Origin of the sequence: Kitasatospora sp. NPDC028055 (assembly GCF_040637885.1) — a bacterium.
Taxonomy (GTDB): Bacteria; Actinomycetota; Actinomycetes; order Streptomycetales; family Streptomycetaceae; genus Kitasatospora.
Window position 1 is genome coordinate 79,252 of the sequence record NZ_JBEZXE010000028.1, and the last position, 26,332, is coordinate 105,583.

Consider the following 26,332-nt stretch of genomic DNA (forward strand, 5'->3'; position numbering starts at 1 on the left):
AACTACGGCGCGCGGTGACCGCATTCCCGGCCGTCCTGCCCACCCAGTACCCGGACATCGCTTTCACCGCCGAGATCACCGCCACCACCTACCCCGACCAGTTGCCGGGCCACGACACGGCGGGCCTCGCGCGGCTGGTCCGCACCACGCTCCGCCGCGCCGCCGTGGATGCCGCCGCCCGGCTGGACCCGGCCGACCTGCCAGGCGCCCAGGATGCGTTGGCCGAGCACCTGGCCGGTTGCCGCCCGCTGCCCGGGCACCCTGACGTCATCCTGCAGGCGCAGATCACCGCGGTCCTGGACCCCACGGCCACCGAGGCCACCGCCGTACTGATGCGCGCCCGCCGCAGCCAGGCACTGGAGGACACCGTCTTCCTCCAGGCGGCCAGAGCCCGTGCTCACGCACTCGCCGATCCGGCGATCCTGGCCGCCGCCCTGACCATGCCCGGCACGGGAACCTGGGCGGAGCACCTCAAGGACTTCAAGTTGACCGACGAGAGCGCCAGGACCAACTTCATCAAGGCCCTGACCAACCTGTCGCAACTGCTGGCGACCGCCCGGGCTCCGGCCACCGGTCCGGCCGACCTTCAGTTCCTGGAGATCCTGCGCACGTTCTTCTCCCGCTTCGAGCAGCTGCACCAGCGGCGCATGCTCCTCGCCTTCACCTCCGACTACATGCGCAAAGCAGGCCACCGCGACCTCGCGGACGGTCTCGACGCGCTCCTCGAGCCACCTGGCCCGGCCGACCCGGCGGAGGGATCTGGCCTGTCGGAACCGGCAGGATGAGAACCACCGTCCTGCGCTGGGTGCTTGCCCCGCGAACCAGCTGGTGCGCCTGGCGCCTCACACGGGCGGCCGGCGGACAGATCGACTTCGACACAGCCTGGAGGGCCGTCCGGGTCAGGCGGCACCCCGACGAGACCGAGTTCCGCGCTCATGGCCACCGGCCTCCCAAGAAGCCTCCGGATCCGTCTGCGCGGTCAGCCCGGCGGCGAAGCCTCGACTGACAACACCCGGCGCTCCTGTGCGAGAGGCCCGCAAGCACCATCGCGTACGAGAGGTCGGCAAACTCATTGGCGAGCGCGAACCACCAACCCCGTCACGGTGACGGGTCGGCATCGGCTGAGGAAAGGGGCGCCCTGGCCGAGCGGGGCACCGACTACGGCGTTCGTCGGCCGGCGGGTGGCACCGACCAGATACTGCCCGCTACGGCTCTCCATCATCGCTCGAATGAATGTGGACAGGTTAATAGTCGGGTGGAGAGCATTCGGGTCCCCCTGCCGCGCTCGCGACGACCGCTTGGGAGGTGTGTTCGGGCGGTCAGAAGCGGAAACCGAACAGGCCGCCGGCCGCGTGCTCGTCCGTGAGGACCGTGGTGTTCACGTAGGGGGCGGAGTCGAATCCGAGCCTGGTCGCCTTGTCGAGGTCGTCGGTGTTGAGGGTGACGATGTACTGCATGTTCTCTTCGCCGGCGACCTGGATGGCGAGTTCAAGTGCGGCCTTTACCTGGCGCGCGTCGACGCCGTCGTAGAGGTGGCTGTCGTGGATGAGGAAGTCGGGTCCTCGTCTGTGGCGGTGGGCGATGACGGCCAGAGTGAGGTCGAAGCAGAAGATCACCATGTTGCCGATGCCGCGGCTTCCGTCGCTGTCGATGCGCGGTGTGACGCTGATCTGGTTACGGGTCGCTTCGATGGCGAGGAAGGCGTCGTTCACGGCCTGGCGAAGCTGCCTGCGGGTCGCCTCGCGTGCGGCCAGTTGTCGGTAGCCATCAGCCAGGCGCCAATCGAGTCCGAGCAAGAAGGCGAGGTTGGTCGTGGCGTCGGCCGCGGACTGCTTGGAGTGGGTCCGGCCAGCCTCGTTGAAGCCGTGTGACGACACCCGGCGCGCTAGGTACGAGAGGAGGGTGCGGCCGCTGACCCCGGGGTGGTCCGGCCCCATGCCGAACAGGTTGCGGTCGATGAGCTGGTTCCACGCACCGTCAGCGGCTGGGTGATGCCTGGCCAGTCGAGGTCAAGCTGGAACGTGATCGACTTCAGGGGACGCTTGGCGAAGGGGCTGCGGGCATCAGCACGCGCACCGAGCAGGAAGTGGACGAGCTCGATGATGCTCGACTTGCCGGCGCTGTTGCGGCTGTCGGTCGTCGCCGAGGTGTTGGTCCTGTCCGCGAGGACGAGGTTCAGGCCCGGAGCGAACACTACCGTCTTGAACCGGGCGTCGTCAGCGCTCAGCCGGCGCAGCATGTGCACTCCTCGCGACGAGCAGGTCGTGGCGCAGCTCGACCACGCCCATTCCGTACAGCACGTCCAGGGCCAGGACGAACCAGCTGAACGACAGCGGCGAGTTGTGATCCTTCTCCTCGCGCCAGGCCTTGAGCCGTGCCCACGTCTGATTGACGGTTCTGGGTTCGTTGAGCTGGTCGGAGTGATCACCGGATTGCCCCTGTGAGTTCGGCCGGGCTCCAGCCTGCCGGTGGCGCCTCGAAGATGTCACAGCGGAAGAAGAAGTGCGCCAGCACGACCCATGCCGCGCGATGGCGGCTGGGTGGCTGGGCGGCGTTGCCGATCACGTACATCTCAAGCTGCCACAGCACGTCCTCCGGGTCGGCGCACTCCTGGCGAACCTGCTCGTAGTAGATGCGGAAGCCACGCGCGACCTCGTCCTGTTCCAGCTCGCGGATCCCGCCAGCGTAGAAGGCCCCTACCAGGTGGACGCTTCGCAGGCCGAGTTTGAGGCTTTCACGCGATTCTGAGTCGAGCTGGTTGTAGCTGAGCTTGTCCGCGTGCACTTGTGGAAGTTCCATGAGTGGATCGGCCTGGGCGCGCAGCTGGGTGAGGTGGTTCAGCAGGGGGACGAGGTCCTCCAGTCCGACGCCGTAGGCCATCGGTCTGACCGGGATCTCACACGCGAGCACGTCCTCGGCAACGACGACGTCGAGCTGCATCAGCTCCTGCCACAGCGCCCGGCTGCCCAGCTCCTCGAAACGCAAATCGGGGTGGTCGTTGCGGGCGGTAGCGACAAGAGTCGCCACCTCCGGATGCACGCCGCGCCGGTCGTTGTGTACGAAGACGAACGTGGTGAACTGGCCGGAGCGCTGTCTGCGTGCGCTTGCGAGGTCGTCCTTGAACTTCTTCTTGATGTCCTTCGCGCTCACTGTTTGCGGGCCGTAGCAGGCGTAGAGCCGGTTGCTGTTCAGCATCAGCCCATCTGAACCCTGATCGCCCACGTTGCCGTGCGTCCGTACGGCCAGGAATCCCGGGTACCGCCTGCATGACCTTTTGGAAGAAGGTCTCGAAGGCGGCGCCGTCGAGGTCGGCCATGAGGTCGAGGAACTTCAAACGGGCGTACATGCGCTGCTCGAAATTCACCGATCCCCCTCACATCAAGGTCGTCATCGTAGCTTCGCGGGATCACGCCAGGGAAGGGAAGCGCAGCCCCCAGACCCGGCAGGCCGCGCCGACCGCGGTACACAGCGAGCCACCAGCGCGGTCGCCCGTTCAAGCGAGCGCCCCTCCTCGTAGAACGGTGCTGGGGTTCTGGCCGGAAGGCCGGCCGTTGCCATCCAGCGGGGTTGTGAGGCGCTGAGGAGGTCTGGAGCGCCAGCCGCATTTTCTGGGGCACGCAGGCCAGGCCCGAGACAGCCGACCGTCTTGACCTGCGCACTCGGACCGGCGCGGTGTTGTCTACGGCCAGCCTGCTTCGGGGCGGCCCGGGGCTGTCATCGGGAGGTGGGCGGCTTTGGCCATGCTGATCCCTCTGCTGCGGCGGTGAGGATGTCGCCGAGGCGGAGCCAGGCGTTGGGGCCGGAGGGGCTGATCGGGCTGTCGGCGAGCCGTTGCCAGGCGTTGTCGTCGTTGCCGAGCGTGCCGACGACCAGGGCGACCACGGTGGGGTGGATGCTGTCGTAGTGGTTTCCCCTCGCTTTGAGCGCGGTCCAGGCGGGCATGGCGAGGACGGTTTCGTTGCGGCAGTCGGGCAGAGCGAGAACGTGCCGGGCCCAGGCTTCGCGGTTGGCGGGATTGCCGCCCAGCCTGCTCCGAAGTTCGTGGGTCAGGATGTGGACTGCCTGCTGCGGGTTCGTGTGGCGAGCGAGGACGTCGGGGAAGGAGCGGTTGTGCCCGTAGCCGCTGTGCGCGAACGACAGCAGTGCCTTCTCGACGAGTTCGTCGTCGGCATGCCGGTCGAGGTACTCGTCGAGGACGTCCGCCGTTACGGCGGAGAGGGCGCGGGGCGTTACCTGCGCGGGATCGCCGAGGGCCGCGCGTCGTGTGGCGGGTGTCTGGGGGAGCGGGTCGGCGACGATCCGGCTGATCGCGGTGATCAGTTCGGTGAACTGTCGATGGTCCTCCTGCGCCGTGTAGTCGTAGGACCTGGGACGGGCCTGGCCGCGGCGGGCTTCGTGGATCATCGACTGGACCGTCTTCTTGACGGCAGGCGTCACCTCGGGCAGGTGGAGCAGCATGGCGTGGACCCAGCGGAGGTCGGCCGCCCGGCTGACGCCGAGGGAGTCGTTCGGCTGCCAGGTGTGGAGCGCCTGTACGGCCACGTCGGCGAAGCGCCGTCCCAGTTCGGCGAGTTCATCCGCTGGCGTGAGCCAGGTGTAGGGATCGCCGTACGAGGGCTTGGCCTCTGCGGGGTTGAGCACCAGACGCCACGGCTCCTCGGCGGCGTGGGAAGCCCAGAATACGGCGGCGCGCACGCCCCACCGGGCCCGGCGACCACTGTCCTCGAGATAGTGCTCGATGTGCTCGCGGTCCTCCGCGCTGAGGGAGGCGAGTTCGGCGGCGAAGCGCTCCCGGGCTTCCTCCGGTGAGGACCCGTCCTGGACGGCGCGGCACACCCGGGCCGCCAACCTGGCCTGAGCGAAGCGGTCCAGGTCCTGCAGGGCGATCCGCTTGAGCAGGCCGGGCTCGACCATCCACGGCACGCTGCCGAGCAGCCGGTCCGTGATCACGGGATGGGCGTCGGTTCCTTCGGTGCCGACGACGAGTTGGGAGTGCCGGTCGGGGTGGCGCTCGAGGACCGCCAACCACATGGTTCCCCAGGCGGCGAACGCCTGCTTGAACCGCTTCCATCTGGCCTCGGAGCTCTCGTTGTCGTGATCGCTCTCGTCTGGTGCATCGGGGAGCAGAGAGATCGCGGTGTCGAACACGTCGTCGTGGAGGCGTTCCGTCCGCAGGACGAGCTGGGCCGGTGTCGGTTCCTTGAGCAGGGCCGGTGTGATGAACGGACGCTCAGGCACGCGCCTGCGCAGTTCAGCTGCGACGGCCCTGCACAGGACGGGCGGTCGGCGGGCGGTACCGAGCGAGCCGAGCTGGTTAGCCGTGCACTGTCGGAGTGCGCTGTCCCGAAGGGCATCCCCGCACGCGGGATGGGCAAGTGCGAGAGCCACCAGCTCGATCGCCGTCCCGACCATGTAGTCGGGCTCCGACTCTGCCTTCCGCAGGCCGTTCGTCACCGCTGCTTCCAGGAGCCAGTCAGGCGCCTCGCCCCGGAACGGTTTCGTGAGCAGTGCTTCGAGGAGGCGCGTGTACTGCCGGTCGTCCGCCAGCGCGCGGGCCTGCCCGGCAACCATCCGGGCCGCAGCCGACCCGGCGTCGGCACCGGCTGCGACGGCAACCAGGAAATCCACGGGCAGCCGTGAGCTGGTGGTGGCCATGCCGCACATCCCTCCTTGAGACACGAATGGTCAGGCTCATCCTGCTCCATGTCTCGGACAACCGGGTCAACAGGCTGGGGGTCAAGGGGTCGCAGGTTCAAGGCCTGTCGTCCCGACCGCGAGTTTTCGCAGGTCGGAGGGCGCTTCCATCAAAATGATGGGAGCGCCTTTTTGTGCGCGTCGCGGGGTGGTGGTCGTGGTCGCGCCCTGGCCGGTCTGGGAACGCAGCCTGATGGCAGGTGGCGGTGGACAACTCGCCGTAGCCAGGCTGGAGTTGGGGCCGGGTGGTCAAGCGTGGTGCTTCGCGGTCGGAGGAGCTCGGCCCTCCTGAGGGGGTGACCTGCTGTCGTCGGCTTGACGGGCGCCGTACGCGATCTTCCTCGGTGGCGACTGATTCGCACCGGTTCGTCCCGATTTCTGGGTCGGGATCCTCGCTTGAAGTCCTGTCGAGTGATCGCTGCGCTGCGACCACCACGCGATCACCAGAGGCCGGGCGTGGTTGCTGAGCTGCTGCTACCCCTTGAGAGCGCGACGAGGAGCTCACTTCGCCCGTCGCTGCGCCGAGGGCCGCTGGTAACCGCTCGGGTCGCGGCGGGTGAGGCGCGATTCGCTCTTCGTCTTTGTGCTTTTCGGTTGGCGCCGCGATGCTGAACCCGGAAACGCGCAGGCTTCGGTTGGGTCAGATCTTTGCGGCCGATGTTCCGTTGGGGTTGTTCCAGGAGCTGCCGCTGTCCTGCTTCCGGTCGTCGTCCGGCCTGGGAAGGCTTCATGGCGGCGCGGATTGCGGGCAGCTGCGATCCGCGCCGGCGGTTCACCGTCTGGAGATGCCGCTGATGCTCGCGGTCGGGGAGTTGTGCACGCATTGCGCGTGGCCGCTTCCGGGTGAACATCCGCTCGTCGCCTTCGCTGAAGCGGTGTCGTCTCTGACGCCATTGAGGGCGCGGGTGTGTGCCCCGGGCGATGAGGCAGAGTTCGAGGCGGGCCCCGTCACGGAGGGCGTGAGGCGGGCGGACTCGGATGCTGCGCGCGAGGGGAAGCGTCGGAGGTGGTGGAGCTTGCAGGCGCAGCTGCTGGAGAGTCAGGTGGTCACGGCGGCGTACCCGTGGCTTGCGCCGTGAGTCGAGCCGATGCGTACCGGGCTCGCCGGAGCAGTGGATTGCGCACGTCGGAGCCTGGCCTCGCCGTTCGGTCACGGTCGATCTCCCGCCGCTCGACCGCGCCCACGGCGGGGAGGGGGAGGAGGACCGGCTTCCCCGGTGGGAGGCCGGTGTCCTCGCGGTGTATCAGGTGGCTGCGCACTGGTCGGCCGGCAGCGTTGATCTGCTGGTGCCGGGGCCTGTCGTTGATCAACTGCTTCGCAGCGGTTCCCTCGCTGTGGAGGCAGAAGATGGTGACTGCCTGGGCTCGTGATCACCGGATCGCGACCCCGTGCGAGCGGCACTCGCTCGGGCTTGGAGCTGACCGTGCCCGGTCCGGCTCCAAGCCCGGCATGCGAGAAGCCCTGGCGCCCGGAGCCCGGCACTTCGATTGCTAGGCAGCGCGTCCGAGGTGGTGAGGACGGCCGGAGTCGAGGTCGGCCTCGGCTTGTGCGAGGGCGTCGGCCAGGGCGTGGACCGCTTCGTCCGCGGCGTACTTGAGCAGGTGCCCGTAGATGTTGATGGTCGTGGCCAGGGTGGAGTGCCGCAGGGTCTTGGAGACCACCGCCATGGGCACATCAGAGGTGATCATGATGGTCGCCGCAGTGTGCCTCAGGTCATGCACCCCGATCCGGGGCAGCCCGATCTCGGCGGTGCGCCGCAGCTCATTCAGGACGTGCTGGGGCCGCAGCGGCGAGCCGTCCACCCCGGCGAAGACCAGTCCGTCCAACGGCGCGCCCGGCGGGAGCAGTGACTGCTGGTGGTCGGCCTGGCGCCGCAGGGCTTCCATGGCCCGGGCGTTGAGGCTGACCCAGTTCAGGCTCGCCTTGGTCTTCGGCGGTCCCAGGTGAAGTTCGTTGTTGTTGACCGCGGACAGGGTCCAGCGGACGTACACCTTGCGCTCCATGAAGCGCACGTCCGTCCAGTGCAGACCGAGTCCCTCACCGCGCCGAAGACCGGTTGCGAGGATCACCTCGAACAGGTCCCCGAGCTGATCCGCGTAATTCTGGGCGTTGTGGCTAAGGAACCGGCGGCCTGCAGCGAGGTCCAGCACAGCCGCTCGGGCGAGGCCGGCCGCGCCCTGATGGCGCGCCGGGCCGGGTTGTAGGTCAAGCGCTTGCCGCACACGGCCGGGCCGAGCGCGCTACGCAGCACGGAGCCGGCTCGGTACACGGCGACCGGGCCGCGTTCGGCGGAGAGTTGATCGGTGCTCCACTTCTCGATGTGTCGGGCTTTCAGTTCGACCAGCCGGATCCGCCCGAATGTGGGCAGCAGGTCCTTGTGGACGTACGCGTGGTAGTTCGCGTAGGTGGAGGCCTTGAGGGTCTTCTCCTTCAACGCCAGCCACTCGAGCAGATAGGCACCCACGGTGATCTTCGGGTCTTCGAACACTCCGATCCGCTCCGCAGCCAGCACGAGTTCCAGCGCGTGCCGCGCGTCCTGCTCCGAGCGGTAACCGCTGCGGCGGCGGGTCTTGCGTCCCACCTCCGAAGACGGCAGGTTTACCGTGTACGCCCAACTCCCGCGCCCTGCTTTGGTTTGCAGCGCCGGACACGAGGATCCCAACTGCCGTCGGCTCTCGTCACGGCAGCCACAGCGGCGGTAGACACGGCCACGGGTGGACAGGTGCTCATCGTGTTCTCCCTGCGTCAGGTGATCGTGGTGAGACAAGTGCCCACCAGCCAACAACTCATGAGGAGAACGCGGCCGGCGCGCGAAGCACGGCGCGGCCCCCAGCGCGCAGATGGCGATCGTGTCGGGAGAGCGACACCGCTATCTGCTTCAAAGCGCTGGTTTGATCGGCCGAGAGGTCAGATGCCACCCGGCCGAGCCAGCTGGCATCGGGTTCCACTTTGGTGAGCCAGATCGGCCAGCGGTGGGCCGCCGACCGGACGGGGAGCGGGGCGTGGGTGCCCCGTTACCGGGTGGTGCTCAGACGCGGACGTGCAGGCCCAGGGCGATCGCGATGGTGTTCATCGGCAGGGTGGAGCGCATGATGCTCTCGATGGTGAGCACGGCGCCGTCCGGGGTGCGGCGGGCGAACTCGACCAAATCGGCGGGGTGGAACGCGGACGCGCCGCCGCCGATGGCGACGAAGTTGAGGTTGAGCGGGCCGGTGTAGAGGCCGGCGCGGATCAGTCGTTCGACGGTCTCCAGGCTGGGGCAGGTTGGCGAGCATGAAGTGCGGCTGGATGCCGTTGGCGGTCAGCCGCTTGAGGTGCTCGAGGTAGAAATCGGGGCCGGAGGGCGAGCGCGGTGACCGAGGCGCGCGCCATTGCCCGGCACCCTGCATCGTGGCGATTCGGCCGGTGCAGGAGATGCGCCAGCCTGCAGCCCACGTTCCGGGGGTCACCTCCTACGGCTCACCGCGCGTGACCCCCGAAATGCGGGAGGCCGGCGTTCCGGTCAACGAGAAGAAGATCGCCCGTGTGTCCCCTGTCCTTGTTCGGTGTGTGAACCGCGCCCTAGGGTTGACGGTCATGGAGCTCACCCCTCGCCTGCTGGAGCAGTTCGTGGTACTCGCCGAGGAGCAGCATTTCGGGCATGCCGCCCGGCGCTTGTCGATGAGTCAGCCACCACTCAGTCAGGCGATCCAGCGCCTGGAACGCGGCCTTGGAGTGCTGTTGCTCGAGCGCACCAGCAGGGGAGTGCGGCTGACGGTGGCCGGGGCGGCCTTCGCGGCCGACGCCAAGCGGATGCTGGAGGCGCAGGAGGCCGCGGTGGCTCGGGTCCGTCGGATATCCAAGGGCGTCGAGGGCACGGTTCGGCTCGGCTACGTGAGCAGCCTGGGGTACTGGCACCTGCCCCGGTTGCTCGCGATGGCCGCCCGGGAGTTGCCGGGCGTGCGGTTGGATGTCCGTCAGCGGTCGTCCGCCGAGCTGTGCGAGCAGGTCCGGCAAGGGGTGGCGGACCTGGCGCTGGTCCGGCTGCCGGTCTCCGACCTGGCGGGTCTGGAGGTGCGGGAGGCGGCCGAGGAGAGCACCGTGCTGGCCGTCCCGTGCGACCATCCACTCGCCGGGGCCGGGTCGGTGCCGCTCGCCCGGCTGCGGGACGAGGAGTTCGTGACCGCCGCGCAGCCGGCCATGCCCCGGATCCGGGCGCTGATCGAGGACGCCTGTCGCAAGGCCGGTTTCGAGTTGCGCACCCGTGCCCAGGCCGAGGACCTGACCAGCATGCTCGGCTACACCGCGGCCGGGGTGTGCGTCTGCTTCGTCCCGGAGCGGGTCGCGGCGCTCGGTCACCCGATGATCCGCTTCGTCGCGATCGAGGGCGGCGACCGGTTGGTGACCACGGTCGCGGCGCTGAGCCGTCCGAACGCCGATCCGGCCGTCGCCACTCTGCTGGAGCTGATGGAGCGCCACCGCTCCGAGATCGAGGGCCCCGCAACGGTGCGCCCGCAGGAGGAGGCCGACGCGCCGGACTGTGGTCACCAGATGAGCTCCGATGCGCCCAGCGGCTCGGCGGTGCGGGACAGGCGCGGTGCCAGCGTGGAGTAGCGCACCTGGGTCGGCAGGTAGCACACTTCTCCGAACGGTCCCCGCACGGTGACCAGTTCGGCCTGGTCGTGCGCCGGGTCGGGGGCGGGCAGCTCGACCACGCCCGCGCGCTGGAGCAGCCCGAGGTCCTGCACCCACATGCAGACCTTCGCCAGGTCGACGTGCACCCGGTAGCTGCCGCCCTCCCGGGCCCGGCGGCGCAGCGCTTCCAGCGCGCCCGCGGCCCCGAGCACTGCGGCTAGGTAGTCGTTCAGAAGGTAGGTCGGGGGCAGCCGGGGAGCGTCGACCGAGCCTTCCTCGGCTGCCAAACCCGTGGCAGCGGAGGCCAGTTGGTCGAAGCCGCCGCGTGCCGCCCACGGCCCTTCGGTTCCCCAGCCGAGGAAGTCCAGCACAACCAGTCCGGGCCGCTGCTCGGCCAGTGCCGCCGGGCCGAAGCCCTTGGCGTCCAGACCCAGGTAGTTGCAGACGTAGAGGTCGGTGCCGGCCAGCACGGACCGGAAGGCGGCGGCCTGAGCCGGGTCGAGCAGGTCGCAGAAGGCGGCCCGCTTGCCGATGCCGGTCTCGACGATCATCCCGGTCGGGTCCGGATGGTCGGGCGAGGACATGTGCAGCACGTCGGCGCCCAGTTCGGCGGCGATCCGCGCGCCGATCGGGCCGGCGATCACATGGGTGTTGTCCAACACCCGCACCCCGGCCAGCGGCAGGTCCCGGTCCGCCGCGCCGGACAGCTTCGGCGGGAACGCCGAGAACGGCTCCGGCGCGCTCTCCCCGATCTTCTCGATCCGGATCAGTGGGCCGTCCTGCAGCAGCCGCCCCTGTGGATGCCGCTGCCATTCCTCCCGGGAGCGCACTGCGATCGCGGTGCCGCCCAGGGTGCAGATGGCCTCCTCCAGTTCCAGCGCGTCCCACTGGGCGATGGCGGCGGTGATCCGCTCGCGGTCCGGCGGGCAGTCCAATACCCGGCAGGCGGTGTCACGCAGGTGCGGGTAGGAGAGGAGCAGGTAGACGAACCGGCCGTCGGCTGCCCGGTAGAAGTCGCTGTTGCCGAGCAGGTTGGGGTCCTCCTGCAAGCGATGGACCGGCACGCCCCGCATCCGGGTGAAGAACACCGCCATCAGCTGGCGCACCGCCGCCGTCACCGAGACGGTCACGTCCTGCGCCGCGCCGCCGCGCTCCCGGTGGAGCGCGGCGGCCTCGGTGCCCAGGGCGGCCAGGGCAGCCGCCGCGGCGTCGCCGATCCGGTGCACCGATGGTGTCACCGGGTCAGCCCCCTGGATCCTCACGGTGCCGCCCGTGTCCGCCGCCGTGATCCCCAACTCGCGGTACAGGTCCTCCAGGGCCCGGTACGCCGCACTGGTCCGCTGCGCCTGATCGATTGCCATGTCCGACTCTCCTTCCGGAGATGACGAGCCGCGCGTGCCGCGGCGGCCGACCCGGTCGGGCGGCCTCCACCAGAACAGCCGGTCCGGCCCCGCACCGTCCAATACGGATTCCCCGAATCACCGATATCCGTGCCCATATGACCCGAGCCGGCGCCGCGTGAATATCCTCCGCCCTATCGATCCGGCGCCCAACTCGTATTGGACGGTGCCGATTCCCCGCGGGTTTCCTGGATTGCGGAACGAGGCGACGCGGCCCGGCCGCCCGCCCTTCACCCGACATTTCAGGAGGTACCAGCAGATGACCCAGGAGCCCAGCGGTCCGTCCGGGCGAGGACTCCTCGCCGGAGTCCGCGTCGTCGAACTGGCCAGCGTGATCATGGCCCCGTACGCCGCCCAGCAGCTCGGCGACCTGGGCGCGGACGTGATCAAGGTTGAGCCGCCGACCGGTGACATGACCCGCCACTACCCGCCGCTGCGCCACCCCGGTATGGGCGGCGCGGCGCTCAACCTGAACCGCAACAAGCGCAGCGTCGCCATCGACCTCAAGGCCCTGCACGGCCGCGACGCCCTGCTCGCCCTGCTGCGGACCGCCGACGTCTTCATCACCAACCTGCGCCCGCAGGCCCTGACCCGGCTGCGCCTGGACTACGCCGAGGTCGCGGCCGTCAATCCCGGCCTGATCTACGCCAACGCACAGGGCTTCCGCAGCGACAGCAGCCACGGCACCCACGCCGCCTACGACGACATCATCCAGGCGACCAGCGGTCTGGTCTGGCTCAACCACCAGGTCTCCGGCCAGCCGCATTACGTGCCGACCGTGCTGGCCGACAAGATCTGCGGCATGCAGATCGCCCAGTCGGTGCTGGCCGCGCTGCACTATCGGGAACACGGCGGCACCGGTCAGCACATCGAGGTCCCGATGGTCGACACCATGCTCGCCTTCAACCTGGTCGAGCACCTGGGCGCGGCCAGCCTGGAGCCCGACGGCGCGTTCGGCTCGACCCGCTCGCTCAGCCCCGAGCGCCGTGCCCAGCGCACTGCCGACGGCTGGATGTGCATCCTGCCGCAGAGCGACCGCAACTGGCGGGACTTCACCGCCTTCGTCGCCCGTCCCGAACTGGCCGACGACCCTCGCTTCGCGACCGGCCCCGACCGGGCCCACCACGCCGACGACCTCTACCGGCTGATGGCGGAACTGACGCCGAACCACACCAGCGCCCAATGGCAGGAGTTCTGCGATCAGGCCGGCATCGCCGCCGCCCCGGTGCTCGACCTGGAGTCCGCCGCCACCACCGCCTACGCCCGAGAGGGGGGCCTGCTCTACGAGGCCGACCACCCCACCGAGGGCCGCTACCGGGTCATCGGTCGCCCGGTCCGCTACTCGGCCGACCCCGAACCGCCGCTGCGGCCCTGCCCGGCCATCGGCCAGCACACCGACGAGGTCCTCGGCCAGGCCGGCTTCGACCCCGCGCTGCTGCACTCCGCCAACTGACCCGATCCACTGGATTTCCCGAGACCGAATCCCCATCGACCATTCCGGAGCGAACCATGCCCACAGCGACAATTTCCCCGCTCGGATTTCCCGAGGCCGTCCTGCCCGAATCGGCCCGGCAGCTGCGCCTCGATGTACGCGACTTCCTCGACGAGGAGCGTGCCCGGGGTACCGTGCTCGGCCGCCCCGACTCCTGGCTGGCCGGCTGGGACCCCGCGTTCACCCGCCGCCTCGCCGAACGCGGCTGGGTCGGCATGGCGCTGCCCACCGAGTACGGCGGTGCCGGGCGCGGTTTCCTGGAGCGCTACGTGGTGATCGAGGAACTCCTGGCCGCCGGCGCCCCGGTCAGCGCGCACTGGGTATCGGACCGGCAGGCCGGCCCGTCCATCCTGCAGCACGGCACCGAGGAGCAGCGCCGCTTCTTCCTGCCCCGGATCGCCGCCGGTAAGTGCTTCTTCTCCATCGGGATGAGCGAGAAGAACAGCGGCTCCGACCTCGCCTCCGTCCGCACCCGCGCCGAACGCACCGCAGGCGGGTGGCGGCTGACCGGCACCAAGATGTGGACCGGCGGCGCCCACGCCAACGACTACGCCATCGTGCTGGCCCGCACCGAGGAAGCCGAGGACAAGCACGCCGGCCTGAGCCAGTTCATCGTGGACCTGCGCGCCCCGGGCGTGCGGATCGAGCCGATCCACCTGATGAGCGGAGAGCACCGCTTCAACGCCTTCCACCTGGAGGGCGTTCACGTCCCGGAGGCCATGCTCCTCGGACAGCAGGGCGACGGCTGGAAGCAGGTCACCGGCGAACTCGCATTCGAACGCAGCGGGCCGGAGCGCTACCTGTCCACCTTCCCCCTGCTGGTCTCCCTGCTGCGCGAGCTCGACCGGCGCGCCATGACCGCCGAACAGCTCACCCAGGTCGGCATCCTGACCGCCCGCCTGCACAGCATCCGCCAGCTCTCCCTCGGCGTTGCCGCTGCACTGGACGCCGGCGCCTCGCTCGATACCCAGGCCGCCCTGGTCAAGGACCTCGGCACCCGCCTGGAGGGCGCGCTGGTCGATTCTGTCCGCAGCATCCTGCCCACCCCGGCCGACCCTCACGCCACCCCCGGCAGCCACGCCGAACTGCTCGCCTTCGCCCTGCTGCACAGCCCCGGCTACACCCTGCGTGGCGGCACCAACGAAATCCTTCGCGGCATCATCACTCGTGGACTGGAGCAGCACTGATGAACACCCACACCATCGACACCAGCGCCCCCGCCGTCCCCGCCGACGACTACGACACCACCGCCTTCTTCGCCGACCCGGACGCCATCGCCACCGTCACCAACACCGCCGACTCCCAGACCGTGCCCCTCCCCACCCCGGACGCCAGCACCGCCGAACTCCTCGCCGCCGTCCATGAAGCCGGCCGCCGCACCGTCCCCGCCCCGTTCGCCGAGACCGCCCTGGTCGCCCGCCCACTGCTGCGCCGTGCCGGCCTGTCGGTGCCCGAGGGCCCGCTCACCTACGCCATCGCCCCCCAGCTGACGATCCGCCACGCGCACCCGGCCGCCTCGGCCGTCGGCTCGGCCGGCAGCGCGGGCGAGGACGACACCGTGCTGGTCGCCGGGACCCTGCGCCGCGTCCCCTGGGCCCGCACCGCGACCGCCGTGGTGGTGCTCGCCCACGCCCCTTTCGGCCCCGTCCTGTTCACCCTCGCCCCGGACCAGGCGGTCCTCGCCCCAGGCGTCAACTTGGCCGAGGAAGCACGCGACGACCTGCACCTCGCCGGTGTCGAGATCCCCGCCGCGCGGGTCCGCCGGATCCCCCGCGAGCTCCTGGCGGAGGCCGAGTTGCGGGCGGCACTGGCCCGGGCGGCCCTGATCGCCGGAGCCGGCGAGCGCTGTGTCGAGCTGACGGTCGCGCACACCACCGCGCGCACCCAGTTCGGCCGCCCGCTCAGCCGCTTCCAGGCCGTCAAGCAGGAGGAAGCGAAGCTGATCGAGGAAGCCGCGCTGGTCCGCGCCGCCGTCCAGGCCGCCGCCGTCCCGCTGGACGCCGGCCCCGCGGCCGCCCGGTTCGCCATCGCCGGCGCGAAGACCCAGGCATCCGCCTCGGCTGCCGAGATCGCCCGGATCGCCCACCAGTTGCACGGTGCCATCGGCATCACCAAGCTCCACCCGCTCCACCTCGCCACCACCCGCCTGTGGTCCTGGCGCGACGAGGACGGCGACGAGACCACTTGGGCCGCTGGTCTGGCCCGCACCCTCACCGCCGACACCCTCTGGGCCGCGCTCACCAGCACCCCCTGATCCGATGTCAGCGGCCGTACATCGCCGCACCGGCGAGATGGACGGCGCCACCTGGCCCGGTCCGTCAAAGCCACCGCCCTCACCGCCGAGCCCTGCTCCCTCGTCCCATCGCCTCCGCCGCCGACCGGCCCGACCTGGTCGGTGACGGAGCAGCGCGGTATCCGTACGGTTCGACGTCCCGATCCCCAGTAGCCCTCGGAAGATAGGGTTCCGTCCATGGAGTTCCAGGTCCTCGGCCCCGTGTCGGTCAGTGGGAGCGATGGGCCGTTGCCGCTCGGGCCCGCCAAGCGGCGCAGCCTGCTCGCGATGCTGTTGCTGCGGGCCAATGTCGCGGTCTCCGTCGACACACTCACCGAGGCGCTGTGGGACGACGAACCCCCCCTGCACGCCCGCACCGTGATCCAAGGCCATGTCTCACGCTTGCGGGCACTGTTGGCGGGCGTCGACGCATCGGCGTACGGCGTCGAGCTGAGCACGCGCGGCTCCGCGTACCACCTGGAACTGCCGGAGACGCTGCTCGACGCCCACCGCTTCGAGGGTCTTGTGGCGCTCGCCCGCCGTGCCACCGACCCCGGTGACAGGGCCGCGCTGCTCACCGAGGCGCTCGACCTGTGGCAGGGCCCCGCGCTGGCCGGCGCCTACCCGTCGCCGCTGCTTCGCTCCGCCGCGCACACCTTGGACGAGGCGCGGCTCGCAGCGGTCGAGCTGCTCGCCGACACGTACGTCGTGGGCGGTGAACACGAGCGCGCTGTCCAGCTGTTGCGGCCGGAGACCGGGGCCCATCCGCTGCGCGAGCCGCTGGCCGCCCGGCTGGTCGAGGCGCTGCACCATGCGGGGCGTTCCTCGGAGGCCCTGGACGCCTACCAACGCGCCCGCCAGGTCCTCTCCGACGAGCTCGGCGTCGCTCCGGGCGCCGAGCTGACCGCCGCCTTCACCCTCGCCCTCGGCCCCGACAGCGCCCCCGTGGCCCGGGCCGATGCGCCCCAACCGGCCCTGGAACCAGTTCAGTTCCGGCCCAACCTGCTGCCTCGTACCCCGCGCGGATTCCACGGCCGCACCGCCGAGAGCGCCGCGCTGACCGCGGCCGCGGCCGGACCTGACGGGCCGGTCGTCGTGGTCACCGGGCCCGCCGGGGTCGGCAAGACCGCACTGGCCGTGTGCTGGGCGGCCGGCCGGCACTCCGACTTCCCTGATGGGACGCTCTACGCCGATCTGCGCGGGTTCAGTGACACCTCGGACCCCGAACCGGCCGAGCTGCTGCGGGAGTTCCTCGTCGCTCTCGACGTTCCACCGCGCCGGATACCCGAGTCGGCGGACGCCGCCGGTGCCCTGTTCCGCTCGCTCACCGCCGAACTGCGTCTGCTCGTCGTCCTCGACAACGCCCGTACCTCCGCCCAGGTGCGCCCGCTGCTGCCCACGGGACCCGGCTGCGTCACCGTCGTCACCAGCCGTGCCCGCCTCGCCGGTCTCGTCGCCTCCGACGCCGCCCGCGTCCTCGCCCTCGACGTCCTCGCCACCGACGACAGCGTGGCCCTGCTCACCCGTCTCCTCGGCGAGCGCCGCACCGCCGCCGAGCCCCAAGCGGCTCGCCGTACGGCCGAGTTGTGCGGTGGGCTGCCGCTCGCGCTGCGGGTCGCCGCCGCTCGGCTCGTGGAACTCCCCGCCCTCGGCCTCGCCTCCCTCGCCGACCGGCTCGCCGACGAGCGCCAGCGGCTCGCGCTGCTCGCCGTCGAGGACATCGGCGTCGCCTCCGCGCTGCGGCTCACCACCGCCCACCTCCCCGTCGACGCAGCACAGCTGTTCACCGCGCTCGGCCATCACCCGGGCACACACGTCGACCGGTTCAGCGCCGCCGCGCTCGCCGGCACGACCCCGCCGGATGCGGCCCGCGCCCTCGACTGCCTGGTCGCCGCGCACCTGCTCACCGAGACCGCCCCCGGCTGCTACGTCCTGCACGATCTGGTCCGGCTCTACGCGCGTGGCCAGAGCCATGACCCGGCCGCCCGCACCGCGGCCCGGCTGCGCCTGTACGACCACTGCGTGGCGACCGCGCTGTCCGCGTCCGAGGCCGCGGAACCGGGCGGGGAGCCCGCCTTCGTGCAGCCTCATGACTTTCAACAGCCGCCCGCAGTACGGGACTTCACCAGCCGCGAGGAGGCGCTCGGCTGGTTCGCCGCCGAACGCGACGACCTTGCTCTGATCGCCGCTGCGGCCCGCGCCGAGGACCGGCCCGAGCGGGCCTGGCGGATCGCCGTGACCCAGTGGCCGCTCGTGGTCTGGCGGGTCCTCGCCGACTGGGCGCCCACCCTGGAGGCCGCCCTCGCCGACGCCCGCGCCTGCGCCGACCCCTATGCAGAGGCCCGCGTCCTGACCCTGCTCGGCTGGGTGCTCGCCGAGGAGGGCCGCACCGCCGAGGCCGTCCGGCACCTGCGCGTCGCGCCCGAACTCGCGGCCCGCGCAGGCGACGTACTCGGCGAGGCCACCGCCCTGGTCAACCTCGCCGCGGCCCTCCCCGACGACGAACCCGGCGCCGCCGAAACTGCCTGCACCCGAGCCCTCGCCCTCGCCACCGAGGCCGACGACGCGCACACCCGGATGCTCGCGCTCCAGCACCTGGCCCGCATCCACCTCGGCGCGGGCCGCCACCGGCAGGCGTACGAGGCGGCCGAGGTGGCGCTCGGCCTCGGCCCCGAGCACGAGGCGGTCGCCCGGCGCGTGCTCCTGCGTACCTGGCAGGGCGAGGCGCTGGCCGGGCTCGGCGACACCGTGGCCGGGCGGCGCTGCCTTGCGCAGGCCGCGCTTGAGGCCGAGCAGACCGGCTACGACGCGGGCGCCGTCACCGCGCTCGATGCCCTGCTGCGCATCGCCGACCAGGACGAACTGCCCGAACTGCGGCGTCGGCATGCGGCGGCACACGCCAGGATCCGGGCGCGTTAGCCGGGCGTTAGCGCCGCCGCCGCGCTCGTTAGTGATCTGCCAGCGCGCCGCAACACCCTGGTTCGTGTAAGGGGAAACGACCTCGTGCAGGATCGCGACCCACGAACGAGAACCGGGGGAACCAGCCATGCGCACCACCACCCGTCCCGCCCTGCTCGCCGTCGGCGCCGTCGCGACGCTCGCCCTGTCCCTGACCGCCTGCAACGACGGCAGCGGCACGCAGGACAGCGCCGTCGGCACCAGCGCATCATCAGCCGCCCCGTCGGGTGCAACCTCGGTCCCGGCCTCGGCGCCGGCCGCGGGCTCGGCCTCGGCGCCGTCCGGGGGCTCGGTCTCGGCGCCGTCCGGGGGCAGGACGAGCACGAGCGGTGGTGGCAGCTCGTCCTCCGGCGCTGGCGGGGGCGGCGTCACCGCGGCCTGCACGACCAAGAACACCTCGGTGACGTTCCTCCAGTCCTCGGGCCACGCCAGTGACGCGCAGCCCGCCGCCGCGACCCTCAAGATCACCAACAGCTCGGGTGCCCCCTGCACCATCGTCGGCCCGACGACCGTGGTCGCCGCCGACGACCAGGGCAAGGCGAGCCCGGTCTCGGGGGACAACTCCAAGGACGGCTCGGACGCGGTCGACGTCCCGGCGGGTGCCGCGGTGGTGGCGGACGTGCTGTACAACGACGTGAACAGCGAGGGCACCACGTCGGCCCGTTTCACCTGCCCGGTGCAGGCGTCCCACGTCAAGGTCGCGCTGCCCAAGGACGTGGGCACCACGGTGAACGTGATGAAGGCGAACGGCTCGCCGGGCGGCGTCTTCAGCGTCTGCGGCACCGACTTCAAGGTCGGCGCGTTCGCGGCACGGTAGTGTCCAGCAGGTGCGCTCTTCGGAGCGGGGCCTGGGCGGGACGGAGTACGTGGCGGGGTTGTAGCGCAGCCGCCACGAGCGGACAGCAGCGTTCAAGGCATTGCGCAGGGTCGAGACGGCCCGGTATACGGGCAGCTCGCTGACCCCGGACACGCCGATCTTGTCGAGCTTGTCGACGGTCCGGATCACCTCCAGCGGGTCGTCCACGCCCAGGCCCTGGTAGAAGCCCTGCAGGACCTTCCGGTTGTTGACGTTGATGGTCCACGCCGGGAGGTCGAGCTCGGTCATCACCTCGTGGATGATCCGGGGGAGCTCGGCGTCGAAGTGCAGCGGCACCCGGTCGACGTTGATGACGTCGATGTCGCACTGGGTGAACTCGCGGAAGCGGCCCTCCTGGGCGCGCTCGCCCCGCCAGACCCGCTGGATCTGGTAGTGCTTGAACGGGAACACCAGGTCGTTGAAGTGCTGGGCGACGTAGCGCGCGAACGGCACCGTCAGGTCGAAGTGCAGGCCCAGCTTGGCGTCCGACGCGTCGTTCGGATCCTCCTGGAGGCGGCGCAGCGTGTAGACCTCCTGCGAGGTCTCGCCCTTGGCCATCAGCACGTCGAGGGATTCCACGGACGGGGTCTCGACGGAGCAGAAGCCGTACCGCTCGAAGCCCGCCCGGATGACGTCGAGCCAATGCTGCTCGACGAGCCGCACCTCAGGGAGCCACTCGGGAAATCCGCTGATGGCGGCCGGTCGGACAACCTGCTGGTCGGTCATGTGCGCTGCTCTCTCCTCGACACCTGGGAGGGCCCTGCGGCGCTGATGCCACGTCAACTGCCCCCCGCTGCACGGAAGCAGATCATGGTACGTGCAAGTCCGGTCGCAGTTCATCGCCTTTGTCCCGGACGGCCGCTCCGGGTGGCGGGCCGCCGCCCCGGTCCGTCAGCGCGCCGCCAGGTGCCGCAGGGCCGACTCCGCCGCGTGGAAGCCGGCCATCCCGTGCACCCCCGCGCCCGGCGGGGTCGCGGCGGAGCACAGGTACACGCCGGGCACCCCGGTCGCGTACGGGTCCACCGCGGGGCGGGGTCGCAGCAGCAGCTGGCCCACGGAGTTGGCACCCCCCACGATGTCCCCGCCGACCTGGTTGGCGTTGTCCGTAGCCAGCTGCTCCACCGTCCGGACGGACCGGGCGCGCACCCGCGCCCGGAACCCGGGGGCGAACCGCTCGATCTGGTCGAGGACAGCCCCGGTGGCGTCGCCCCGGTAGCCGTGCGGGACGTGGGCGTACGCGTAGACCGGGTGCAGGTCGCCGGCCGAGCGGGACGGGTCGGCCAGGTACTGCTGGCCGACCAGCACGAACGGCCGACCGGGCATCCTGCCGCGCACGGTCGCCTCCTCGGCGGCCGCGATCTCCTCGAAGGTGCCGCCGAGGTGGACCGTCCCCGCCGAGCGGCAGTGCTCGTTGGTCCACGGAACGCCGCCCTCGACCGCCAGGTCCACCTTGAACGCCGCCGGCCCGTACCGATACCGGCGGTAGGCGCGCGCGGTCCGCCGCGGCAGGCGGTCGCCCAGGATCCCGGCGGCGGCCCGCGGACCGACGTCGAGCAGCACCAGGTCCGGCCGGTCGAGCTGGCCGAGGTCGGCGACCTCCACGCCCGTCTCCACCGTGCCGCCGAGCCGCCCGAGCAGCCGCGCCATCGCGGTGGTGACCGCCTGCGAGCCACCCTCGGCCACCGGCCACCCGTGGGCGTGGCCGGCGGCGGTCAGCAGGAGGCCGACGGCACTGCTGAACGGCGTGCGGAGCGAGCTGAAAGCGTGGGCCGCCACGCCCCCGAACAGCGCCCGGGCCTGCTCGGCGCGCCACCGCCGCGCGGTCCAGGACGCGGGCAGCATGGCCCGGGCGCCGAACCCGGCGAAGGCCAGCGGTGCGGCCGGGACGTGGAGCGGGGGCCCGAGGACGTCCTCGGCGAGCCGGTCGAAACGCCGGGACATCGGGCCGAACACCCGCCGCCACGCCCTGCCGTCGGCCCGCGGCAGCTCCGCGGCCGTCCGGTCCACGTCGCGCCACAGCACCCCTGCGGCCCCCGAGTCCAGCGGGTGCGCCAGCTCCGCGCTCGGCCACCGCCAGCGCAACCCGTACGCCTCCAGTCCCAGCGTTCGCAGGAACGGGGAGGCGACACCGGTGGGGTGGATCGCGGAGCAGTCGTCGTGGAGCAGCCCGGGCAGCGTCCGCTCACCGGACCGGGTGCCGCCCCCGATCGTGCCCCGCGCCTCCAACACCCGGACCGTCACGCCCCGCTGGGCGAGCCGGATCGCCGCGGCGAGCCCGTTGGGCCCGCTGCCGACCACCACAGCCGTCGTCATCGCCGCCACTCCCCCTTCCGCGCCGGTCGGCGCTTCCCCCACGGCAGCTTAGGGCGCGTCTTGTGGATCAGGTCGGACCAGGCCGCGGCGTCAGGGTGCGTGCATCGCAAGGCGGAGGAGGGAGTCCATGCGGAGCATCGGCGACCGACGACAACGCGGCGAGGTGCGTGCCCTGGCGTCGCGGGCCTGGCCTGATCCACAAGACGCGCCCTAGGCCTGCGCCTCCCGGGTCCGGTGCTCGCGGCACCGGGCCGGGTCCCGGGCCTGTCCCACCAGCCCTGGGCCGGTCGGCGCTGCCCGACGATCCCGTCGTGGTGGGACCGGGCGCATCACCGTGGGTCGTGCGGTCGTCGAGGTGGTGCTCCGGGGCCCTGGTGAGGGCAACGGCACGCTCTCCGCCGAGGAGTTCAGCACGGCGGCGATCGAGTACTGGAGCACGCCGGGGGCAATCACCCGTTCGGGGCGCAGATCGACGGGGCGGTCCGTCGGCGGACGAGCATCTGACAGTGTGTCACCGGAATGCGAGGAAGGCTTCGGCGTCTGCCCCACAGCAGGCGGTAGCGGCGAGGATACGTTTCTCCCCACCTGGGGCGGGCGTCCTGCGCCCGTGTCGACCGTCGACCGGAGTGGTGCGAGAAGGAGGAGGGGCTGATGCGGATCGGGGTCGTCGGGGGCGGGATTGCGGGGCTGAGTTGCGCGCTGAGCCTGCACGCGGCCGGGTTCCGCCCGTGGGTGTGCGAGGCGGCGCGGGCGATCGAGGCGGTGGGCGTGGGGATCAACCTGCTGCCGCATGCCGTCCGGGAGCTCGCCGAGCTCGGTCTGGCCGACGGACTGGCCGCGATCGGCCTCGCGCCGCAGCGGCTGCGCTACTACGACCGGGCCGGCGTACCCGTGTGGGACGAGCCGGTGGGTACGGCGGCCGGTTACCGGTGGCCGCAGTACTCCGTGCACCGCGGCCGACTGCACACCCTGCTGCTGGCGGCGGTGCGCGAGCGGCTGGGGCCGGACGCCGTCCGCACCGGGCGGCGGCTGCGGCACTTCGAGACGGTGCCGGGCGGCGTCCGGGCCCACTTCCTGGACCGGTCGAGCGGGGCGACGGTGGTGGAGGAGGCCGAGGTGCTGATCGGCGCCGACGGCATCAACTCCGCGGTCCGGGCCCGGCTCCACCCGCACGAGAGCGCCGCCCGCCGGCACGGCGTCTGGATGTGGCGCGGCATCGCGCCCCACCCGCGACTGCTCGACGGTCGCTCGCTGGTCGTGGCGGGCGGCACGCCCGGCGCGAAGTTCGTCGCCTACCCGATCGCCCCGGCCGCCGAACCCGGCGAGGAGCTGCTGAACTGGGTGCTGGAGGTACCCGACGAGTCGCCCGCCCAGGCGCCGGGGCACGCCGGCCGCCCCACCGCCCCCACCGAGGTCCGCCCGGTCACGGCGGCCGAGGCCCAGGCCCGGCTGCGCGAGTGGCAGCTACCGTGGATCGACCTGCCGGCCCTGGCGGGGCGCACCTCCACCGTCCTCGCGTACGCGATGGTCGACCGCGACCCGCTGCCGTCCTGGAGCGCGGGACGGGTCACCCTGCTCGGGGACGCCGCCCACCCGATGCTCCCGATGGGAATGAACGGCGGCTCGCAGTCCGTGATCGACGCCCGGGTGCTGGCCTGGTGCCTGGCTCGGGAGGCCGATCCGGTGGCCGCCCTGCGGCAGTACGACGACCTCCGCCGCCCGGCCCTGAACGCGCTGGTCCTGGCCAACCGCGCGCTCGGGCCGGAGGAGATCATTGCCCGCGCGGCCGAGCACGGTGGCCCGCTGCCCGCCGACCGAGCCGCCGCCGTCTCCGGACGGTACAAGGAGCTGTCCCTGGCCACCGTCGCCGACGTCAACGACCGCCCCTCCTGGACCGTCCCGCGGCCCGACGTTCGCTGACAGGCGGCGGTACCTGTCGTAGTCGAAGCCCCGGTCGACTAACGGAGGTAGTTCTGCGTCAGCTCGCGCAGTCGGGTTCTACCGAAGCTGCGTCCGTGGCCCGGGTGGACGACCGACACGTCCAGGTCTGAGAGGTACTGCATGCTGCGCCGGTAGGCGGACGGGTCGGACTCCGGAAGGTCGTCGATGAGGTCACCGTTGTAGACCACGTCGCCGGTGTACAGCGCGCCGCTGCGTTCCTCGTGGAGGGCGATGCACCCGGGGGTGTGGCCAGGCAGGTGCAGGACGGTCAGCCGCCGACCACCCAGGTCGACGACATCCCCGTCCTGGAGCGGCTGAACCCCCGCCAGGGGAGCCACGCGGTAGGTGCGCGGGTCGTACCCGGGATGGGGGAGGGCGTTGATCAGCAGCTCCGGTACGGGCTCTCCACCGGCGTCGATGCCGAGCTGGTCGTAGAGTTCGGGGCCGTACAGGCTCGCCGGGATGCCTCGTGCCAGGGCCTCGGCGGCCGCCGGATGAGCGGCTCGCTCGCGGAACTCCCGGGCTCCGCCCACGTGGTCCAGGTGGGCATGGGTGAGAACGACCAACGGATCCCGCTCGAACAACTGCGGGATCTCCGTACGCAGAGCGGCCACCCCCAGGCCGGCATCCACGACCAGGTCGCGATCGGCGCCGCGCACCCACCACAGGTTCGCCCGCAGCAATGGATCGACCTGCGGTTCGGTGATCCGGACGACGCCGTCGTCCAGCTCCTGCACCGCGTACCAGTGACCGGTGTCCACCCCGATCACCTGCCGCTGTCCCGGACCGGACGGACGGCGGCGACGGTGTGGCCGAGGCGGTCGTACGGCAGTTTCTCCGGGCTCGCCCCGGCAGCGCAAGCAGTCATGTCCCCGACCGTACAGTTCGTTCGTCACTGGTCCGCTTCGGGGAGGTGGATGGCCTCGTAGGCGAGCCACTGGGCGAAGGAGTGAAGGCCGTAGTCGAGGTCCACGGTGGGGTGCCAGCCCGGGGGGAGGGCCGGGACGAGGGGGGTCGACGGGGAGGCGGAGGGGGTGGGGGAGAGCTCGACCGGGACGGGGCGGACGACGCGGGAGACGGTCTCGGCGAGGTCGCGGGCGGTGCTGGGCTTCTCGCCGGCGAGGGTGAACCCGCCCGCGCCGGACGGGTCTTGGAGGACGGCGGAGAGGGCGGAGACCAGGTCCTTGACGTGCAGGGGGTGCAGCGGAGCCTCGGGGTCCGTGTCGAGGACGACGGGGTGACTGCGTAGGGCGCTCCACACCATGCGGCCGACGGGGGTACGGCGGGAGGTGCCCGGGCCGTAGAGGTTTCCGGGCTGGACGGTGACCGGCGGGCGCGGGGGGCGGTGGATGGTCAAGGGGCCGTCGGCTGCGGGAAGTTCTATGACGGCGTCCGCCGAGGCGTCGACGATCCGGTACCCCTGGTCGGCCAGGCCGCGGGCGAGGTACTGGCCCAGCGGAGTGTCGGCCCCGAGGACGGCGACCGTGCCGCGGGAGGGGCGGCGGCGGGCGGTGGGGGGCCGCGGGGGCCGTCCTCCCGGGCGGCGAGCAGGCCGTGCCGGGTGAGTTCGGCGAGGCCCTCGCGCAGCGCGGCGATCTCGGCCGCCGTGCCGTTCTGGGCGATGCCACCCGCTCCCAGGGTGTCGAGGCACTCGGTGAGGACGGCGGGGTCGGGCTCGGCGAGGGTCGGCAGTCCGTGGTGGAGGAGGCCCGTGGTGTACGCCGTCAGCCAGCTGCCCCAGGCGATCCGGGAGTCGATGGCACGGTCGAACCGCGGTAGCCGGGACCGGAGTTGGTCGACCGCGACACCCCGGCCCGCCAGGTACTGCTCGGACTCGAGGTGCAGCCAGCGCGGTCGGCCGGGGCCGGGGAGGCGTACGTCGCAGCGGGCGATGCCGTACTTGAAGTAGGGCACGACCTCCAGATCCGCCAACTGCCGACCCTCATGGCCTGGTTGGTCCGACGGCAGGAAGCAGACGGACCGGCGCGGGCCGCGGAAGGCGTTGCCGGAGATGCTGCCCTGGTCGTCGTGCTCGGCCAGGTTGGGTGCGGCGACGAAGCGCGGGACGTCGGCGGCGCGCAGATAGCGGTCCATCAGGATGTCGTCGGGCCAGGCGAAGAGGTGCCGGCTCGCGTACTCGACGTACCCGGCGGCGACCGCCCGGGGCAGGATGATGGCCACGCAGGGGAAGTACTCGCCGACCGCGCCCACCCAGCGGGCGCCGGAGAGGGCGCCGAAGCGGACGGCCGCCCCGTTGCGGGAGTCCCAGAGGGCGAACAGGGCGAGTGCGGCGTCCGGCATCGCCTCGACGGCCAGGCGGGCGCGCTCGAAGAAGGAGTCGGAGAGGATCATGTCGTCCTGGACGACGAGGTGGTGGCTCGCTCCCTCCTCGATCGCCGACCAGGCGGCCAGCGCGGTGCGCAACACGGAGGGCCTGCCGGTCGGGTCGGGGTCGACGACCACCGAGAGGGCGCCGGGCGGGGCGTCGGCGGCGATCCGCTCGGCCGCTTCGAGTCGTTTGGGGTGGGTCATCACCGAACCGCTCATCCGGTGGCGGGTCGAGCTGTTTCCAGGCATCGCGCGCTCCGTCGTCTCCTCGGCCCATGCCGCCGGGCGGAAGCATCCGTTGCGCGTCCGCCCGGCCTCGGAGGGAAGCTACCAGCAGCCTTCTGCCGTGAAACAAGCAGGTCTTGATGGTGTGTCAGGTGGGCCGAAAAGGCACTCTTGTCGTTGCCTGCGCACCACTGCATGCTTTCCGGGCCACCGCTCCCGCGCAGAACCGGAGGGGAAC

At 71.5% G+C, this 26,332-nt stretch carries 22 protein-coding genes and 1 pseudogene; 9 read left to right on the forward strand and 14 right to left on the reverse strand.

Annotation, left to right across the window (positions count from 1 at the left end; genetic code table 11):
• The first annotated feature begins 14 nt into the window (after positions 1-14).
• Positions 15-785 (forward strand): hypothetical protein, encoded by a 771-nt coding sequence (locus tag AB0F71_RS25160; RefSeq protein WP_360238275.1) that lies wholly within the window; start codon positions 15-17, stop codon positions 783-785.
• A 534-nt stretch (positions 786-1,319) separates the two neighbouring features.
• Here the strand turns inward: AB0F71_RS25160 and AB0F71_RS25165 are convergent.
• From AB0F71_RS25165 to AB0F71_RS25185, 5 genes are all read right to left on the reverse strand, one after another.
• Positions 1,320-1,937 carry a DUF2326 domain-containing protein gene (locus AB0F71_RS25165; RefSeq protein WP_360238277.1) on the reverse strand — a complete coding sequence of 206 codons (618 nt, stop codon included), beginning with the start codon at positions 1,935-1,937 and terminating at the stop codon, positions 1,320-1,322.
• Positions 1,886-2,239: a hypothetical protein gene (locus AB0F71_RS25170; RefSeq protein ID WP_360238279.1), complete on the reverse strand. Its 354-nt coding sequence runs from the start codon at positions 2,237-2,239 to the stop codon at positions 1,886-1,888. The genes AB0F71_RS25165 and AB0F71_RS25170 overlap by 52 nt, the downstream gene beginning before the upstream one ends.
• Positions 2,217-2,489: an ABC-three component system middle component 6 gene (locus AB0F71_RS25175; RefSeq protein WP_360238281.1), complete on the reverse strand. Its 273-nt coding sequence runs from the start codon at positions 2,487-2,489 to the stop codon at positions 2,217-2,219. Before AB0F71_RS25175 ends, AB0F71_RS25170 begins: the two co-directional genes overlap by 23 nt.
• A complete protein-coding gene (locus tag AB0F71_RS25180; protein ID WP_360238283.1) occupies positions 2,425-3,195 on the reverse strand; it encodes an ABC-three component system protein in 771 nt (256 codons plus the stop codon). Before AB0F71_RS25180 ends, AB0F71_RS25175 begins: the two co-directional genes overlap by 65 nt.
• A 519-nt stretch (positions 3,196-3,714) precedes the next feature.
• A complete protein-coding gene (locus AB0F71_RS25185; RefSeq protein ID WP_360238285.1) occupies positions 3,715-5,655 on the reverse strand; it encodes a hypothetical protein in 1,941 nt (646 codons plus the stop codon).
• Positions 5,656-6,299: 644 nt separating this feature from the next.
• On the opposite strand from AB0F71_RS25185, the gene AB0F71_RS25190 reads away from it, so the two are divergent.
• Entirely contained in the window at positions 6,300-6,773 is a 474-nt protein-coding gene (locus AB0F71_RS25190) for a hypothetical protein (protein ID WP_360238287.1), read from the forward strand.
• A 412-nt stretch (positions 6,774-7,185) separates the two neighbouring features.
• Here the strand turns inward: AB0F71_RS25190 and AB0F71_RS25195 are convergent, their stop codons facing one another.
• From AB0F71_RS25195 to AB0F71_RS25205, 3 genes are all read right to left on the reverse strand, one after another.
• The gene (locus AB0F71_RS25195; RefSeq protein WP_360238289.1) at positions 7,186-7,764 is read right to left on the reverse strand and encodes a site-specific integrase; all 579 of its coding nucleotides are present in this window, start codon (positions 7,762-7,764) and stop codon (positions 7,186-7,188) included.
• Positions 7,761-8,276, reverse strand: a complete 516-nt coding sequence (locus AB0F71_RS25200) for an N-terminal phage integrase SAM-like domain-containing protein (RefSeq protein ID WP_360238291.1) — start codon at positions 8,274-8,276, stop codon at positions 7,761-7,763. The genes AB0F71_RS25195 and AB0F71_RS25200 overlap by 4 nt, the downstream gene beginning before the upstream one ends.
• Before the next feature lie 447 nt (positions 8,277-8,723).
• Positions 8,724-8,948, reverse strand: a complete 225-nt coding sequence (locus AB0F71_RS25205) for a 3-keto-5-aminohexanoate cleavage protein (protein WP_360238336.1) — start codon at positions 8,946-8,948, stop codon at positions 8,724-8,726.
• A gap of 323 nt (positions 8,949-9,271) precedes the next feature.
• On the opposite strand from AB0F71_RS25205, the gene AB0F71_RS25210 reads away from it, so the two are divergent.
• Positions 9,272-10,288 carry a LysR family transcriptional regulator gene (locus AB0F71_RS25210; RefSeq protein ID WP_360238293.1) on the forward strand — a complete coding sequence of 339 codons (1,017 nt, stop codon included), beginning with the start codon at positions 9,272-9,274 and terminating at the stop codon, positions 10,286-10,288.
• Here the strand turns inward: AB0F71_RS25210 and AB0F71_RS25215 are convergent.
• Positions 10,219-11,670, reverse strand: coding sequence for a CoA transferase (locus AB0F71_RS25215; RefSeq protein ID WP_360238295.1), 1,452 nt, complete (start codon positions 11,668-11,670; stop codon positions 10,219-10,221). The genes AB0F71_RS25210 and AB0F71_RS25215 overlap by 70 nt on opposite strands.
• Before the next feature lie 298 nt (positions 11,671-11,968).
• Here AB0F71_RS25215 and AB0F71_RS25220 point away from each other — a divergent pair, with 298 nt between their 5' ends.
• From AB0F71_RS25220 to AB0F71_RS25240, 5 genes are all read left to right on the forward strand, one after another.
• Positions 11,969-13,162: a CoA transferase gene (locus AB0F71_RS25220; RefSeq protein ID WP_360238297.1), complete on the forward strand. Its 1,194-nt coding sequence runs from the start codon at positions 11,969-11,971 to the stop codon at positions 13,160-13,162.
• A gap of 56 nt (positions 13,163-13,218) precedes the next feature.
• Positions 13,219-14,388 carry an acyl-CoA dehydrogenase family protein gene (locus tag AB0F71_RS25225; RefSeq protein WP_360238299.1) on the forward strand — a complete coding sequence of 390 codons (1,170 nt, stop codon included), beginning with the start codon at positions 13,219-13,221 and terminating at the stop codon, positions 14,386-14,388.
• The gene (locus AB0F71_RS25230) at positions 14,388-15,455 is read left to right on the forward strand and encodes an acyl-CoA dehydrogenase family protein (protein ID WP_360238301.1); all 1,068 of its coding nucleotides are present in this window, start codon (positions 14,388-14,390) and stop codon (positions 15,453-15,455) included. Before AB0F71_RS25225 ends, AB0F71_RS25230 begins: the two co-directional genes overlap by 1 nt.
• 216 nt (positions 15,456-15,671) lie before the next feature.
• Complete coding sequence (locus AB0F71_RS25235; RefSeq protein ID WP_360238303.1) at positions 15,672-18,392, forward strand: transcriptional regulator; 2,721 nt, start codon at positions 15,672-15,674, stop codon at positions 18,390-18,392.
• Positions 18,393-18,519: 127 nt separating this feature from the next.
• On the forward strand, positions 18,520-19,248 hold the full coding sequence (locus tag AB0F71_RS25240; RefSeq protein ID WP_360238305.1) for a DUF4232 domain-containing protein: 729 nt from the start codon (positions 18,520-18,522) through the stop codon (positions 19,246-19,248).
• 204 nt (positions 19,249-19,452) lie between these two features.
• Here the strand turns inward: AB0F71_RS25240 and AB0F71_RS25245 are convergent.
• Together AB0F71_RS25245 and AB0F71_RS25250 are read right to left on the reverse strand one after the other, a co-directional pair.
• A pseudogene (locus AB0F71_RS25245) lies at positions 19,453-20,127 on the reverse strand (ATP phosphoribosyltransferase regulatory subunit); the annotation flags it as partial.
• Positions 20,128-20,178: 51 nt separating this feature from the next.
• Positions 20,179-21,600 carry an NAD(P)/FAD-dependent oxidoreductase gene (locus AB0F71_RS25250; RefSeq protein WP_360238307.1) on the reverse strand — a complete coding sequence of 474 codons (1,422 nt, stop codon included), beginning with the start codon at positions 21,598-21,600 and terminating at the stop codon, positions 20,179-20,181.
• 651 nt (positions 21,601-22,251) lie between these two features.
• Here AB0F71_RS25250 and AB0F71_RS25255 point away from each other — a divergent pair.
• The gene (locus tag AB0F71_RS25255; protein ID WP_360238309.1) at positions 22,252-23,520 is read left to right on the forward strand and encodes an FAD-dependent monooxygenase; all 1,269 of its coding nucleotides are present in this window, start codon (positions 22,252-22,254) and stop codon (positions 23,518-23,520) included.
• A gap of 38 nt (positions 23,521-23,558) precedes the next feature.
• Here AB0F71_RS25255 and AB0F71_RS25260 read toward each other — a convergent pair whose 3' ends face one another.
• The 3 genes from AB0F71_RS25260 to AB0F71_RS25270 form a co-directional block, all read right to left on the reverse strand.
• Positions 23,559-24,302, reverse strand: a complete 744-nt coding sequence (locus AB0F71_RS25260) for an MBL fold metallo-hydrolase (RefSeq protein WP_360238311.1) — start codon at positions 24,300-24,302, stop codon at positions 23,559-23,561.
• 131 nt (positions 24,303-24,433) lie between these two features.
• A complete protein-coding gene (locus AB0F71_RS25265; protein ID WP_360238313.1) occupies positions 24,434-24,898 on the reverse strand; it encodes a hypothetical protein in 465 nt (154 codons plus the stop codon).
• A 23-nt stretch (positions 24,899-24,921) separates the two neighbouring features.
• Positions 24,922-26,118: a hypothetical protein gene (locus AB0F71_RS25270; protein ID WP_360238315.1), complete on the reverse strand. Its 1,197-nt coding sequence runs from the start codon at positions 26,116-26,118 to the stop codon at positions 24,922-24,924.
• Positions 26,119-26,332: the final 214 nt, after the last annotated feature.

Coding starts and splice junctions, on each gene's coding strand:
- AB0F71_RS25170 (WP_360238279.1), bottom strand. CDS start 2,239: ATGCTGCGCCGGCTGAGCGCTGACGACGCCCGGTTCAAGACGGTAGTG.
- AB0F71_RS25240 (WP_360238305.1), top strand. CDS start 18,520: ATGCGCACCACCACCCGTCCCGCCCTGCTCGCCGTCGGCGCCGTCGCG.
- AB0F71_RS25165 (WP_360238277.1), bottom strand. CDS start 1,937: ATGGGGCCGGACCACCCCGGGGTCAGCGGCCGCACCCTCCTCTCGTAC.
- AB0F71_RS25230 (WP_360238301.1), top strand. CDS start 14,388: ATGAACACCCACACCATCGACACCAGCGCCCCCGCCGTCCCCGCCGAC.
- AB0F71_RS25220 (WP_360238297.1), top strand. CDS start 11,969: ATGACCCAGGAGCCCAGCGGTCCGTCCGGGCGAGGACTCCTCGCCGGA.
- AB0F71_RS25210 (WP_360238293.1), top strand. CDS start 9,272: ATGGAGCTCACCCCTCGCCTGCTGGAGCAGTTCGTGGTACTCGCCGAG.
- AB0F71_RS25235 (WP_360238303.1), top strand. CDS start 15,672: ATGGAGTTCCAGGTCCTCGGCCCCGTGTCGGTCAGTGGGAGCGATGGG.
- AB0F71_RS25225 (WP_360238299.1), top strand. CDS start 13,219: ATGCCCACAGCGACAATTTCCCCGCTCGGATTTCCCGAGGCCGTCCTG.
- AB0F71_RS25255 (WP_360238309.1), top strand. CDS start 22,252: ATGCGGATCGGGGTCGTCGGGGGCGGGATTGCGGGGCTGAGTTGCGCG.
- AB0F71_RS25270 (WP_360238315.1), bottom strand. CDS start 26,118: ATGCCTGGAAACAGCTCGACCCGCCACCGGATGAGCGGTTCGGTGATG.
- AB0F71_RS25215 (WP_360238295.1), bottom strand. CDS start 11,670: ATGGCAATCGATCAGGCGCAGCGGACCAGTGCGGCGTACCGGGCCCTG.
- AB0F71_RS25185 (WP_360238285.1), bottom strand. CDS start 5,655: ATGGCCACCACCAGCTCACGGCTGCCCGTGGATTTCCTGGTTGCCGTC.
- AB0F71_RS25250 (WP_360238307.1), bottom strand. CDS start 21,600: ATGACGACGGCTGTGGTGGTCGGCAGCGGGCCCAACGGGCTCGCCGCG.
- AB0F71_RS25180 (WP_360238283.1), bottom strand. CDS start 3,195: ATGCTGAACAGCAACCGGCTCTACGCCTGCTACGGCCCGCAAACAGTG.
- AB0F71_RS25190 (WP_360238287.1), top strand. CDS start 6,300: ATGCTGAACCCGGAAACGCGCAGGCTTCGGTTGGGTCAGATCTTTGCG.